We start from the raw sequence: 13,146 nt of genomic DNA on the forward strand, positions 1-13,146 counted from the left end.
GGAGATAGGGGGCGGGGTCGTCGTCCGGAATGGCTCCATTCATCCAGCTGTCCTGGGTGATGGGGTCATTGCTCTCCCCCCGGAGATAGAACACAGACACGCCAAAATAGGCGGCCATCTTCTTCTGCTGCTCCTGAGTGGGGGTCTGACGCCCTGTCTCGAACTTCTCCACGGCGGTTTTGGGCAGGCCCAGGGCTAGAGACAGCTCAGGACGGCTCATGCCCTTTTGCGTACGTAATTCGGTGATGCGTTGGGCTAAGGTTACCATATAGGTCTACTCCTTAAAATGCGTGTCCAATGTCGGTGCGGAAGTGCATATCGGTGAAGGAGATATGCTTGCCTGCCTGATAGGCACGGGCAATGGCCTCCTCCAGAGTGGGAGCGGTGGTGGTCACGCCCAGCACCCGGCCACCGTTGGTGACATACTGGCCGTCTTTCATAGCGGTGCCAGCGTGGAACACCACGGAGGTCTCGCCAGCCTGTTCCAGGCCAGAGATGGGATAGCCCTTCTTGTAGTCCAGGGGGTAGCCGCCGGAGGCCAGCACCAGCACGCACCCAGCCTCATTCTTCCAACGGATGTCCAGTTGATCCAGGGTGCCGTCTACGCAGGCCTGGAGAATGTCCATCAAGTCGGTGTCCAGCAGGGAGAGCACCACCTGGCACTCCGGGTCGCCGAAGCGGGCGTTGTACTCCACCACACGGGGGCCCTTGGGTGTGAGCATCAGACCGAAGTAAATGACGCCGTGGAAGGGGCGGCCCTCGGCCTGGAGGGCGTCAATGGTGGGCTGGAAGATCTCTTCCATGCACTGCTTGGCAATTTCCGGGGTGTACTGGGGCGGGGGAGAGATAGCGCCCATACCGCCGGTGTTGGGGCCTTGATTGCCGTCAAAGGTACGCTTGTGGTCCTGGCTGGCGGGCATGGGCACCACGTGCTTGCCGTCGGCGAAGGCCAGAACAGTGACTTCGGGGCCCACCATGCACTCCTCAATGACAACGGTGGAGCCGGACTCGCCAAACTTCTTATCCGCCATCATTTCCGTGGCGGCCTGCTTGGCCTCCTCCACGGTGGAGGCCACCACCACGCCTTTGCCCAGGGCCAGGCCGTCGGCCTTGACTACAATGGGGGCACCCTGCTCATCAATATAGGCCAGAGCTTTGTCCAGCTGGGTGAAGGTGGCATAGGCAGCGGTAGGAATGTGGTGCTTGGCCATCAATTCCTTGGAAAAGGCCTTGCTGGCCTCGATGATGGCGGCATTGGCCCGGGGGCCGAAGGCGGGGATGCCCGCCTCTTCCAGGGCATCCACCATACCCATGGCCAGGGGGTCGTCCGGGGCCACCATGACAAAATCCATGTGGTTTTCCTTGGCCCAAGAGACCATCCCGGGCACGTCGGTGGCCTTCACATCCACACAGGTGGCCAGCTGGGCAATGCCGGCGTTGCCGGGGGCGCAGAACAGCTCAGTGACCTTGGGGGACTGGGCCAGCTTCCAGCAGATGGCGTGCTCTCGACCGCCGCTGCCGACTACCAGAACTTTCATGGAAGCACCCTCCTCTTAGTGGTGGAACAGTCGCATGCCAGTGAAGGCCATGACGATGCCGTACTTGTTGCAGGTGTCGATCACGTTGTCATCTCGGATGGAGCCGCCGGGCTGGGCGATATACTGAACGCCGGACTTGCGGGCACGCTCCACATTGTCACCGAAGGGGAAGAAAGCGTCAGAACCCACAGACACGCCGTTGAGTTGGGCAATCCAGGCTTTTTTCTCCTCGGCGGTGAGGGGCTCGGGTTTGACCTTGAAGGTCTCCTGCCACACGCCCTCGGCCAGCACGTCCTCGTACTCGTCGGAGATGTACACGTCGATGGCGTTGTCACGGTTGGGACGGCGAATGTTGTCCACAAACTGGAGGCTCAAAACCTTGGGGTGCTGGCGCAGCATCCAGTTGTCTGCCTTGGAGCCGGCCAGACGGGTGCAGTGGATGCGGCTCTGCTGTCCGGCACCCACGCCGATGGTCTGGCCGTTCTTGACGTAGCACACGGAGTTGGACTGGGTGTACTTCAGAGTCAGCAGGGAGAGGAGCAGGTCGTGGCGGGCAGCCTCGGGCAGCTCCTTGTTCTCGGTGACAATGTTGTCCAGCAGACTCTCGTTGATCTCGAAGTTATTGTAGCCCTGCTGGAAGGTGATGCCGTAGATATGGCGGGTTTCAATGGGGGCGGGCTCGTAGTTGGGGTCAATCTGCACCACGTTGTAGTTGCCCTTCTTCTTGGTTTTGAGAATGGCCAGGGCCTCGTCGGTGTAGCCGGGGGCAATGATGCCGTCGGACACCTCCATGGCCAGGAAGCGGGCGGTGGCCTCATCGCACACGTCGGACAGGGCAGCCCAGTCGCCGTAGGAGCACAGACGATCGGCACCCCGGGCCTTGATATAGGCACAGGCGATGGGAGAGGTATCGAAGCCATCGGCGAAGTAGATCTGCTTCTCCACCTCGGTGAGGGGGGTGCCCAGAGCGGCACCGGCGGGAGAGACGTGCTTGAAGGAGGCGGCGGCGGGCAGGCCGGTGGCCTTCTTCAGGGCCTTCACCAGCTGCCAAGAGTTGAGGGCATCCATGAAGTTGATGTAGCCGGGCTTGCCGTTGAGAACGGTGATGGGCAGCTCACCCTGGTCCATGTAGATGCGGGCGGGCTTTTGGTTGGGGTTACAGCCGTATTTCAGTTCCAGTTCACGCATGGATTAAACCTCCCAGTGTTTGTTGATGATAGAAGTCTCGCTGTCGCCGGTCTCCAGGTCGATGTAGCGCACAAAGAGGGAGACCTTGTTCTCGTCGTTGAGGGACAGCCACAGATCTCCAGCCAGGGTCTCCGCATCGGGGGCGGTGATGGCCACCAGGCGGGGCTCACCCTCGAAGGAGGGCAGGGGATCCAGATTCTCCTGATAGGTGTGGATGAAGTGTCCGGTACCGGGCAGGGGAGCGTCGTACTCGTAGAAGTAGCGGAGGTTGCAGTCGGGGTTGCCGTAGGCGGACTTCAGGATGGACAGCTTATAGCTGCCGTCCTTGAGCAGCAGACCGGAAATGCGAGGGGTGTAGTTGGGGGGATCGGGCTCGAAGCAACGGGAGCGCAGAGACTCAGCAAAAGTCTTACCGGAGAGCAGACCCTGCTGAATGGTGTCGGTCTGATCGCCGTTGGTGACGATGGTATCCTCGCCCACCATGCGCACGGGATGGTAGATGATGAGGGAGGGATCGGTCATCTTGCTCTCGTCATAGGCCCGGGTGCGGATGCCGTCCTCGGTCTCCTCGAAGATGCGATTGCGGCTGTTCTCGCTGCGGCCCATGATGAAGTAGGCAATCACGGCGTGCTTGTTGTCGGCAGTGCGTCCCAGCACAATGCCCCGGCCTGGGTAGGGGTTTCGGGACAGCTCCTGGCACAGATCCAAAGTTGTCATGGTAGGTACCTCCTCAATGGTGTTGGTCAAACAAAAAGGGCGCACCTATCCACAAAATAGGTGCGCCCAGACGGTCGGCATTTCTACGGCTATACTCCCTGTGGTCAACCCACTTCCGTCAGTCATATAGCCTGTTAACTATATCATGCCCTGAGCGCTTTTGTCAAGCTTGCGGGGGCAGAATGTGAACCACTCGGCCCTCCACCTGGAGCCGATCTTGGCAGAACAGAGAGACAGCCTGGGGAAGGATTTTCCACTCGGCCTGCTCCATGATGCGACGCTGCAAGGTCTCAGGGGTGTCCCCCTCCTCCACGGCCACGGCTTTTTGCAGCACGATGGGGCCGCCGTCACACTCCTCAGAGACAAAATGAACGGTGGCGCCGGACACCTTCACCCCGTATTCCAAGGCCTTCTCGTGGACGTGGAGGCCATAGCAGCCCTCTCCGCAGAAGGAGGGGATCAGGGCGGGGTGGACGTTCAAAATGGCGTTGGGGTAGGCTTCTACCATCTCGGAGGTGAGGATAATCATGAAGCCTGCCAGAACCACCAGGTCAATGTCCAACTCTCGGAGCTTGGCCACCAGGGCTTGTGTCATGGCCTGGTTGGAAGGGTAGTCCTTGCGAGGGACGACAAAGTGGGGGATTCCCGCTTTCTCCGCCCGCTCCAGGGCATAGGCTCCAGGCTTGGAGGAGATGACGGCGGCAATGGAGCCGCCGACGATCTCGCCCCGGGCCTGGGCATCAATGAGGGCTTGCAGGTTGGTGCCACCGCCGGACACCAAAACGGCAATGCGCTTATCCATGGGTTACACCAGCTCCACGCCAGCCTGGCCAGAGACCACGCTGCCGATCTGATAGGCAGTCTCGCCAGCCTCTGCCAGAGCGGCCAAAGCAGTCTGGGCCTGGTCAGCAGGGACGGCCAGGATCATGCCGATACCCATGTTGAAGGTGTTGTACATATCCCGCTGGGGAATGTTGCCCGCCTTCTGGATGAGGGAGAAGATGGGCAGGGTGGGGAAGGAGTCCAGTTTGATCTGGGCGGTGAGGCCCTCCACCATCATGCGGGGCACATTTTCGTAGAAGCCGCCGCCGGTGATGTGGCTGACGGCGTGGACATCCACGCCAGCACCCAGCACTGCCTTCACGGCCTTCACATAAATGCGGGTGGGCTCCAACAGGGCCTCACCCAGGCTCTTGCCGTTCAGCTCGTCCATGGGGGTGGTGAGGTCGGCGTGCTCCACGTCAAAGACCTTGCGCACCAAGGAGAAGCCGTTGGAGTGGACGCCGGAGGAGGCCAGACCGATGAGCACGTCGCCCTCGGTCAGGGCCTTTCCGTCAATGATCTTCTCCTCGTCTACCATTCCCACGGAGAAGCCGGCCAAATCGTACTCGTCCACGGGATAGAAGCCGGGCATCTCGGCGGTCTCGCCGCCCACCAGGGCGCAGCCAGCCTGACGGCAGCCCTCGGTGATGCCGGTGACGATGTCGGCAATGCGGGCGGGGTCGTTCTTACCGCAGGCGATGTAGTCCAGGAAGAACAGGGGCATGGCGCCGCCGCAGATGATGTCGTTGACGCACATGGCCACGCAGTCGATACCCACAGTGTCGTGCTTGTTCATGAGGAAAGCCAACTTCAGCTTGGTGCCCACGCCGTCAGTGCCGGAGACCAGCACAGGCTTCTTCATGCCGGACATATCGGGGGCAAACATGCCGCCAAAGCCGCCCAGGGTACCCATGACCCCAGGGATGTAGGTGGATTCCACCATGGGCTTGATGCGGCGTACCGCCTCATAGCCGGCGGTGACATCCACGCCGGCGGCGGCGTAGGAAGCAGAGTGAGAGTCAGAATGATTCATGAAAATTACTCCTTTCCGTTCCAGCAGTAGGTGCACACCTTGTCCCGATCCAGGCCGATGGACTCCAGCAGGCCGTCCAGAGACTGATAGCCCAGGGAGTCAAAGCCCATCTTCTCGCAGATGGCCTTGAGCATGCACTGGCCACGCTCCGTGTTGGCGTCGGCATACTCCTCCAGATGCTTCTGGCCCTCGTCGCCCTCCAGTTCCTGGATGGTGCGGCGGGCCAACAGATCCATGTCGGAGTTGCCTCGGGAGAAGTTCAGGTACTTGCAGCTGTACATGATGGGGGGGCAGGCCGAGCGCATATGTACTTCCTTAGCGCCAGACTCGTAGAGAAAGTCTACCGTCTCCCGCAGCTGGGTACCGCGGACAATGGAGTCGTCCACGAAGAGCAGCTTCTTGTCCTGGATGAGCTCGGGGACGGGAATCTGTTTCATCTTGGCCACCTGGTTGCGCACTTCCTGATTGGCGGGCATGAAGGAGCGGGGCCAGGTGGGCGTGTATTTTACGAAAGGACGGGCGAACTGCTTACCGCTTTTGTTGGCATAACCGATGGCGTGGGGCACGCCGGAGTCGGGCACACCGGCCACAAAGTCCACATCGGGCATGATGCCTCGGGCTTTCTCGTCCCGGGCCATGATTTCGCCGTTGCGGTAGCGCATGACCTCCACGTTGACCCCCTCGTAATTGGAGTTGGGGTAGCCGTAGTAGGTCCACAGGAAGGCACAGATTTTCATCTCGTCACCGGCGGGGACAATGGTCTCGTAGCCGTCGGCGGTGACTCGAACGATCTCTCGGGGACCAAGCTCATAGGCATCCTCGTAGCCCAGCTTGTGATAGGCGAAGGACTCGAAGGATACACAGTGGCCTTCAGGGCCCTTGCCAATGAGCACAGGCAGTCGGCCCAGACGATCCCGGGCGGCGATGATCTCACCGCGCTCGGTGAGGATGAGCAGGGTCATGGAGCCTTCGATCAGCTCCTGAGCGTTGCGAATGCCGTCAATGAGGTTGGTCTTCTGGTTGATGAGCGCGGCGGTGAGCTCGGTGGCGTTGACCTTGCCGGAGCTCATAGCCATGAACTGGTGGCCGGGGGTGGAGAAGTGCTCTGCCACCAGCTGGTCGGTGTTGGTGATGACGCCCACGGTGGTGATGGCGTACAGGCCCAGGTGAGAGCGCACCAGCAGGGGCTGGGGATCGGTGTCGCTGATACAGCCGATGCCACTGCAACCGTGAAAGTCATGCAAATCCTTCTCGAACTTGGTACGGAAGGGGGTGTTTTCAATGGAGTGGATCTGGCGCTGGAAACCGTCGTTGGCGTCATGGATGAGCATGCCACCCCGACGGGTACCCAGGTGAGAGTGATAGTCCACGCCGAAAAAGATGTCAAGAGTTACGTCTCGTTTGGAGACGGCGCCGAAAAAGCCTCCCATGCTGTTCCTCCTACTAGTAAATTACTTGCCCATGAGACGGCGGCTCATCTCCTGATAAGCGCCCTCCACGTTGCCCAGGTCACGGCGGAAACGATCCTTGTCCAGCTTCTCGCCGGTCTTGGAGTCCCAGAAACGGCAGGTGTCGGGGCTGATCTCGTCAGCCAGGACGATGGTGCCGTCAGAGGTCTTGCCGAACTCCAGCTTGAAGTCCACCAGGGTCACACCGCACTCGGCCAAGGTCTTCTTCAGGAACTCGTTGACGGCAAAAGCGTAGTTCTTGATCTGCTCAATCTCATCCCAGGTGGCCAGCTTCAGAGCCACAGCGTGGTAGTCATTGATGAGGGGGTCGTGGAGGTCGTCGTTCTTGTAGGAAAACTCGATGGTGGGCTGCTCAAAGACGATGCCCTCTTCCACGCCGTAACGCTTGGCAAAAGAGCCAGCGGAGATGTTACGGATGATGACCTCCAGGGGGACGATGGAGACCTTCTTCACAGCGGTCTCACGCTCATTGAGCTCCTCCACCAGGTGGGTGGGGACGCCCACTTTTTCCAGCTGAGCCATGAGGAAGTTGCTCATCTGGTTGTTGATGACGCCTTTTCCTACGATGGTGCCCTTCTTGGTGCCGTCAAAGGCGGTGGCGTCGTCCTTATAGGAGACGATGACCACGTCAGGGTTCTCGGTGGCAAATACCTTCTTGGCTTTTCCCTCATACAGCTGTTCCAGTTTGTTCATGATGTATCGTCCTTTCTCTATGTCCAAGTGGGTGGGTTTACAGTTGGGTGAGCTCTTGCTGGAGCTTGTCCTCTTTGGCGGCGATTTGGGCGGCCATGATCTCACGGTCAGCGTCCAGGCGGGCGGCCAGCTCGTCGTCAGCCACGGCCAGGATCTGAGCAGCCAGCACGGCGGCGTTTTTGGCGCCATTGAGGGCCACGGTGGCAACGGGAATGCCGCTGGGCATCTGAACGGTGGCCAGCAGGGCATCCAGTCCGTCAACGGCGCCGCCCTTGAGGGGGATGCCAATGACGGGGAGGGTGGAATTTCCGGCGAAAGCCCCGGCCAGATGAGCGGCCATACCGGCGGCGCAGATGAGCACGCCAAAGCCATTTTTGCGGGCGGAGCGGGCAAATTCAGCGGCCTGGGCCGGTGTGCGGTGGGCACTCATGATGTGAGCCTCATAGGGGATGCCGTACTGGGCAAGCTGCTGGCAGGCACCCTTCACCACGGGCCAATCTGAGTCAGAGCCCATGATAACTGCGACTTTTTTACTCATGTTCCATTCTCCTTTACAAAACCGTGGCCAAAAAGCAAACAGGCCAACCACATGAGTGTAGCTGGCCTGTTGATTTATTGGCGGAATTTGGACGCAGAGATGCCCTGAATCATACCGAATACAACAGAAAAATGCTCGGCCTTCACAGGGCAACACCTCTCTACAAAAAGTACTTTTATTCTATACACAAACCCCTGCTCAAATCAAGGTATAAAAATATTTTTGTTAGCTTATACAATCTGATGGGGAACAACTTCCAATCCCCCTGGTCAGAATAACCCAGTGTGTTCCAGAATCTCCATGACAGTCTGTGCCCTGCCGGCCCAAGAGGCCTGGCTGGCATACCCCTGTCTGCGAGGGGCGGCCATGGAGGACTCCTCTTCCAATGCACTGCGGCAACGGCGAATGAAAGCGGAGGCGTCGTAAGCGGTGTAGATGACGTCGGGGAATGGCTCCACCTGATCCGGTTCGATCATGGTTACGATGGGTTTTCCGGAGGCCAGGTATTCATAGATCCGGGAGGGGATCACATCACTCCCTTTGAGATCTGTGCGGAACAGGTCAAAGAGTACGTCACAGGCGTACAGATAGTCAGGCAGCTCCACGGGGTTGACAGGCCCGGTGAGGACGATGTTGGGGTAGGCCTTGAGGTGCACTTTAATACCGGAGGTCACCCGGCCCATGAGCAGGAACGTCCACTCCGGATGGGTTCGGGCAGCACGCAGCATGGGCTCAAGCTCCACACGGCTGTTGATGTCCCCCACACGGCCAAGTATCGGGGAGGAAAGCTGGGATAGCTGCATGGGAACGGTGAGGCCAGAGCGGGTAAACATACGGTCATTGACGCCGTTGGGGAGGAGAACCACACTGTCGTTACAGGGCGACAGGCGCTGCACCAGGCCGGATGAGGCGGCAAACACCACGTCAGCATGGCAGGTCAAATCGCTTTCCTGATCCACATATTCGTCCGGCCACTCCCGATAGCAGTCATAGATCAAACCGCTGTATGCCATGTGATCCAGATAGATGGCTTGCTGAGGGCTGGTGCACCACAGAACTGGCTCCATAAAATGGTGGTGAGCCAGGACACGATGAATGAAATCCGCGGCACGGATATCGTTGCGCTTTTGTATGGTGGGATGGTCCCAGCGTGCCAGTACAGGGGCAGGGAGGGTGTAGACGGTGATATGGGGGCGCATTTTCCGCCCCTGCTTGGGTCGGGCCATCCCATGGGAGACGGGGGGCTCAATATAGAGGATCTGCACATCGTTCAGCCGAGCCAGCAGCTGTTGGGTGCGGTTGGGGCGAGCCTGCCATGGAGTATGGGACAGGCAGAGCAGTTGCTTCATGTCACTCACCTCAGAGATCACGAGAAAATTTTCTTGCATATGCAGGCGAAATACAGTAGAATAAATCATATTTTGCCCTACAAAGGATTATACAATACACTTGGCCCCTTGGTCAAGGGAAGGAGTACGCACCATGTTGGAAGCGATACAAAGTTTGGATGAATCCCTCCTGTGCTGGATCGCCCAGCATATCCGGGCGGACTGGCTGAACCCTTTGGTGGTGGACTATACCAGCCTGGGGAACGCAGGGCTGGGCTTTATTGGTGTGGCCTTGCTTTTACTGGTGTTTGCCAAGACCAGACGAAGTGGAGCCACCGCCCTGACCGCCATGGCGCTGGGGATGGTGGTGACCAACCTGACCATCAAGCCCATGGTGACCAGGCCCAGGCCGTGGGTGGCAATGGACGGATTTGTCCCCCTGGTTACCAGTTCAGACCCCAACTCCTTTCCGTCGGGGCACACCACAGCGGCCTTTGCCTTTGGCGTGGCATTGTTCCTGACGCTGCCCCAGAAATGGGCCAAGGCCGCAGCGCTTATTGCTGCGGCCCTGATGGGGATGTCCCGGCTGTATGTGGGGGTGCATTTTCCCACAGACGTGGCGGCGGGAGCAATCATTGGCACGGTGTGCGGTGTGCTGGCCAGCCGGATTGTGCCATGGGTTAGGGATGCGTGGGCACGTCGGCAAGCAGGGAAATGACCCACTGAGCCAGCAGCAGACCTGCACTGGCAGGTACCCACATGGAGCTGGCGGGAATGGAACGGCGGCCAGGCGGAGGTGTCTCGCTTCCGTCGTGGGCACGGTGAGGAAGCTCGGGGGAGAACACCACAGGATGGTGGATGATCCCCCGGGCTTTCAATTCTTTTCGCACGATGCGAGCCAGGGGACATCCCTGGGTTTTGGACAGGTCTGCAATGCGCAGCTGCTGGGCATCCAGCTTATTTCCGGTGCCCATGGCGGAGATCATGGGGATGCCTCGGGCATGGGCGGTCTCGATGAGATCCAGCTTGCAGGAGACCAGGTCGATGGCATCCACAATGCAGTCATAGGGGCGGGTGAAAAATTCGTCCCGGGTCTGGGCCTCATAGCGAGCGGCCATGGGGTGCAGCTGGCAGGTGGGGGAGATGTCTTTCAGGCGGAGGGCGGCAGCCTCCGCTTTTTTCATACCTACGGTGGAGTGGACGGCAAAGGATTGCCGGTTGATGTTGCTCACCGACAGCTCATCCAGATCGATGAGGGTCAGTTCGCCCACACCGGAGCGGCAAAGAGCCTCGGCGCACCAGCTGCCCACACCACCTAGGCCGAAGATAGCTACATGGCTGGCTTGCAGTTTTTCCAGGGCTTCGTCTCCCAGAAGCATCCGGGTGCGAATGAATTGGTCTTCCATAGGGAACCTCCTGATAAAAAATTTCCCCGGCGTATCAAGTACGCCGGGGAAGGAAACAAGCGCTCAATAACCGAAGTACTTCACGCCGTCAGCTTGGTTGATGGTGTAGGATTCCAGAAGATTGTCAGACCACTCGGTCATGGCATCGCTGGTCAGGGCAGAGCGGACGGTCTGCTTCCAGGACTCTTCCTCCCACTCCTGGAAGTAGGAGATGTTGTAGCCCCAGTAGGAGGAGGTGGAGCTGGTGTCACCCTCGTGCTTGACGCAGGTCACATCCCCGGCGGTGCGCTCTTCCTCAAACAGCCAAGCATCCCGGTCGTCGCCCAGAGAGTCGGCGGTCACGCCGGTGATCTGGCCGCCGTTGGCGGCGGTGGAGCCAGCAGAGTACTCTTCAGCCAGCTTGCCGAAGGCCTCGGCAGTCTTGTCGCTGTCTTCCCACTTGGCCATCACTTCATCGGCCTTGGCCTTGGCAGCATCCCAAGCCTCCTGGGTGGGCTCCACCACGTTGCCCTCTTCGTCGGTGGTGGTTTCAGCCTGGATGATAATATCACGGATGGTGGCGGGAGTAGAAGTGTCCTGATAGCGGCCGTGGTTGACCACCAGGTAGTAACCGGCATCTTCATTTTCCACCACAGCGGCGGCATCCTTGTCCAGCTCCATCAGCTTGTCCTTGTAGATGCTGGAGATGGTGCTGGAACCCACCACGGCATTGTTGGCCTTGGAATCGCTGGGAGAATACTGGTTGATGAGCTTGGCCACAGTGGTGCCGCTCTCATAGGCGGCCAGAGCTTCCTCAGCCTTGGCCTTGGCAGCGGCCATGGCCTCTTCCTTGAGCTTGGAGATCTCATCGTTGGTCAGGGTATTGCCCTCTTCGTCAGTCTCCTCCACGTCATCAGCCTTGAAGTAGAGGTAGGAATACTCAAAGGTGTCTACGTCGTCCTTGTGTTCCTGATAGTAGGTCTCCAGATCCTGGGCAGTGAACCCGTCGGAAGTTTTCTCCAGGGTGTCGTTGTAGTACTTGGTTGCCAGCAGGTTCTGAGCCACCAGATCCTCGTAGGTGCCCACAGTCATATAACGTCCATACATATTGGTCAGGTAGGCGGAATAGCTGTACAGACCGGAAGATGCAGCGTCCTTGGTGGCTTTGATTTCAGCGTCCAGATCTTCCTGGATATCATCCAAGGTGTAGCCAGCTTCCAGTGCGGCATCGTAGCGGGCCCGGGTGGTCTGGGCCTGGGTCAGAGCGGATTCCAGGAAGTAGTCTCGATAGGTGGTGCCTTCGTCCTCGTTGTACATCTGCTCATCGTCAGACTTACTGCTGTCAATGATGCTATACCCGGCATAGACGGAGCGGATGCCGTTGTAGTAGTAGCTCAGCTCGGACACCGTCAGGTTGTAGTCACCAATGGTGGCAGCGGTGGCACGGCGCTGGAAAAAGCCGGAGTTCCAGGTGAGCAGGGCGGCAACCAAGATCACGACCACAACGCCGATGGCGGTGTAGGTACGGGCCTTGCGTTTGTAGGCAGCCTGTTCGGAACGGGCTTTGGCGTTCTTGTCAGAAGGGGCAACGCCTTGGCGCTGCTTCTTCTCTCTGGATGCGCTCATGGTATCAATCCTCTCAAGTATCAATGATGTCCCCACACATGGGGACATCGGCGCACCTGTTTTTAAGGATGCGCCGAACGGGCATATTATAGCACGATGAAACACGGCTTTCAAGAAAAAATCAAAAAATGGCAGATACAAAACTCACAACAACAAAAAAACGATGCAGAAAACTCTGCATCGCGGTCCAATCAAAAGACCCCGCCATAGCCGTGCCGCTCAATTAAAAACCTGCACGCAAATGCAGGTGGGTCGTCTCCATCTGGGTTCCACGCTTCCAACATCCAGGACACTCCGAAGAGGCCCGGGAGGCCTGCGTTCCGCCAGATGAGGGGGACGTCCCGTTAAAGAGATGTGGGTTTTAAAAGAGCGGTCACGAGACAAGGCAGGGATCAAGGACTTATTCAGCGTCCTCTTCGTCCTCGGAGAACAGCTGGAGGGTGAACTGCTCGTGTACTTCATCCAGTTCGTCCTGGTCGTCGATGTCAGCCAGGATCTGCTCACCGTTATCTTCCATCACACGCAGGAGGATGAGACCGAAGTTTTCGTCGTCCTCGTCCATATCTGCAGGGACAAAGGCCATGTAGGTGTTACCCTTATGCTCCAGTGTGCCCAGATGCTCCAGTTCAAATTCATTGCCGTCTTCGTCGGTGACGGTGACAAAATCAGGTCCGTATTCTTCGCTCATGCCTTGAAGTCCTCCTTGGCTTATTGGGGCGATTTTCTTTCGCTAAACATATTGTAACTGGAAAGCAGGCAAAATGCAAGGGGGAGAAATGAGAAAAGAAACTCGAAGATGGGTGGGGGAC

At 58.7% G+C, this 13,146-nt stretch carries 14 protein-coding genes, 1 other RNA gene and 1 riboswitch; of the genes, 1 reads left to right on the forward strand and 14 read right to left on the reverse strand.

Going from position 1 to position 13,146, the window contains the following annotated elements:
* From H9X86_RS10685 to H9X86_RS10730, 10 genes are all read right to left on the reverse strand, one after another.
* On the reverse strand, positions 1 to 268 hold a 268-nt coding region (locus H9X86_RS10685; protein WP_204901510.1), incomplete at its 3' end, for a helix-turn-helix domain-containing protein.
* Positions 269 to 281: 13 nt separating this feature from the next.
* Positions 282 to 1,538, reverse strand: a complete 1,257-nt coding sequence (gene purD / locus H9X86_RS10690) for a phosphoribosylamine--glycine ligase (protein ID WP_204901511.1) — start codon at positions 1,536 to 1,538, stop codon at positions 282 to 284.
* A gap of 15 nt (positions 1,539 to 1,553) precedes the next feature.
* Positions 1,554 to 2,726 carry a phosphoribosylaminoimidazolecarboxamide formyltransferase gene (locus tag H9X86_RS10695; RefSeq protein WP_204901512.1) on the reverse strand — a complete coding sequence of 391 codons (1,173 nt, stop codon included), beginning with the start codon at positions 2,724 to 2,726 and terminating at the stop codon, positions 1,554 to 1,556.
* A gap of 3 nt (positions 2,727 to 2,729) precedes the next feature.
* The gene (locus H9X86_RS10700; RefSeq protein ID WP_204901513.1) at positions 2,730 to 3,443 is read right to left on the reverse strand and encodes an IMP cyclohydrolase; all 714 of its coding nucleotides are present in this window, start codon (positions 3,441 to 3,443) and stop codon (positions 2,730 to 2,732) included.
* A 57-nt stretch (positions 3,444 to 3,500) separates the two neighbouring features.
* Positions 3,501 to 3,579: riboswitch (ZMP/ZTP riboswitch) on the reverse strand.
* Between the two features lie 27 nt (positions 3,580 to 3,606).
* Positions 3,607 to 4,245, reverse strand: a complete 639-nt coding sequence (gene purN / locus H9X86_RS10705; RefSeq protein WP_204901514.1) for a phosphoribosylglycinamide formyltransferase — start codon at positions 4,243 to 4,245, stop codon at positions 3,607 to 3,609.
* A 3-nt stretch (positions 4,246 to 4,248) separates the two neighbouring features.
* Positions 4,249 to 5,298: a phosphoribosylformylglycinamidine cyclo-ligase gene (gene purM / locus H9X86_RS10710; protein WP_204901515.1), complete on the reverse strand. Its 1,050-nt coding sequence runs from the start codon at positions 5,296 to 5,298 to the stop codon at positions 4,249 to 4,251.
* 5 nt (positions 5,299 to 5,303) lie between these two features.
* Positions 5,304 to 6,728, reverse strand: a complete 1,425-nt coding sequence (locus tag H9X86_RS10715; protein WP_204901516.1) for an amidophosphoribosyltransferase — start codon at positions 6,726 to 6,728, stop codon at positions 5,304 to 5,306.
* A gap of 21 nt (positions 6,729 to 6,749) precedes the next feature.
* Positions 6,750 to 7,460: a phosphoribosylaminoimidazolesuccinocarboxamide synthase gene (gene purC, locus H9X86_RS10720; protein ID WP_204901517.1), complete on the reverse strand. Its 711-nt coding sequence runs from the start codon at positions 7,458 to 7,460 to the stop codon at positions 6,750 to 6,752.
* Between the two features lie 37 nt (positions 7,461 to 7,497).
* A complete protein-coding gene (gene purE / locus H9X86_RS10725; protein WP_204901518.1) occupies positions 7,498 to 7,998 on the reverse strand; it encodes a 5-(carboxyamino)imidazole ribonucleotide mutase in 501 nt (166 codons plus the stop codon).
* 269 nt (positions 7,999 to 8,267) lie between these two features.
* Positions 8,268 to 9,347, reverse strand: coding sequence for a glycosyltransferase family protein (locus H9X86_RS10730; protein WP_204901519.1), 1,080 nt, complete (start codon positions 9,345 to 9,347; stop codon positions 8,268 to 8,270).
* Between the two features lie 133 nt (positions 9,348 to 9,480).
* Here H9X86_RS10730 and H9X86_RS10735 point away from each other — a divergent pair, with 133 nt between their 5' ends.
* Positions 9,481 to 10,044 (forward strand): phosphatase PAP2 family protein, encoded by a 564-nt coding sequence (locus H9X86_RS10735; protein ID WP_204901520.1) that lies wholly within the window; start codon positions 9,481 to 9,483, stop codon positions 10,042 to 10,044.
* Here the strand turns inward: H9X86_RS10735 and H9X86_RS10740 are convergent.
* From H9X86_RS10740 to H9X86_RS10755, 4 genes are all read right to left on the reverse strand, one after another.
* On the reverse strand, positions 10,007 to 10,732 hold the full coding sequence (locus tag H9X86_RS10740; RefSeq protein WP_204901521.1) for a tRNA threonylcarbamoyladenosine dehydratase: 726 nt from the start codon (positions 10,730 to 10,732) through the stop codon (positions 10,007 to 10,009). The two genes, H9X86_RS10735 and H9X86_RS10740, sit on opposite strands and share 38 nt — an antisense overlap.
* A 63-nt stretch (positions 10,733 to 10,795) precedes the next feature.
* Complete coding sequence (locus H9X86_RS10745) at positions 10,796 to 12,337, reverse strand: peptidylprolyl isomerase (protein WP_204901522.1); 1,542 nt, start codon at positions 12,335 to 12,337, stop codon at positions 10,796 to 10,798.
* Between the two features lie 194 nt (positions 12,338 to 12,531).
* Positions 12,532 to 12,732: non-coding RNA, 6S RNA (gene ssrS, locus H9X86_RS10750), on the reverse strand.
* 5 nt (positions 12,733 to 12,737) lie between these two features.
* The gene (locus H9X86_RS10755; protein ID WP_204901523.1) at positions 12,738 to 13,025 is read right to left on the reverse strand and encodes a DUF1292 domain-containing protein; all 288 of its coding nucleotides are present in this window, start codon (positions 13,023 to 13,025) and stop codon (positions 12,738 to 12,740) included.
* Positions 13,026 to 13,146: the final 121 nt, after the last annotated feature.

The organism is Pseudoflavonifractor capillosus (assembly GCF_016902575.1).
Taxonomy (GTDB): Bacteria; Bacillota; Clostridia; order Oscillospirales; family Oscillospiraceae; genus Enterenecus; species Enterenecus capillosus_A.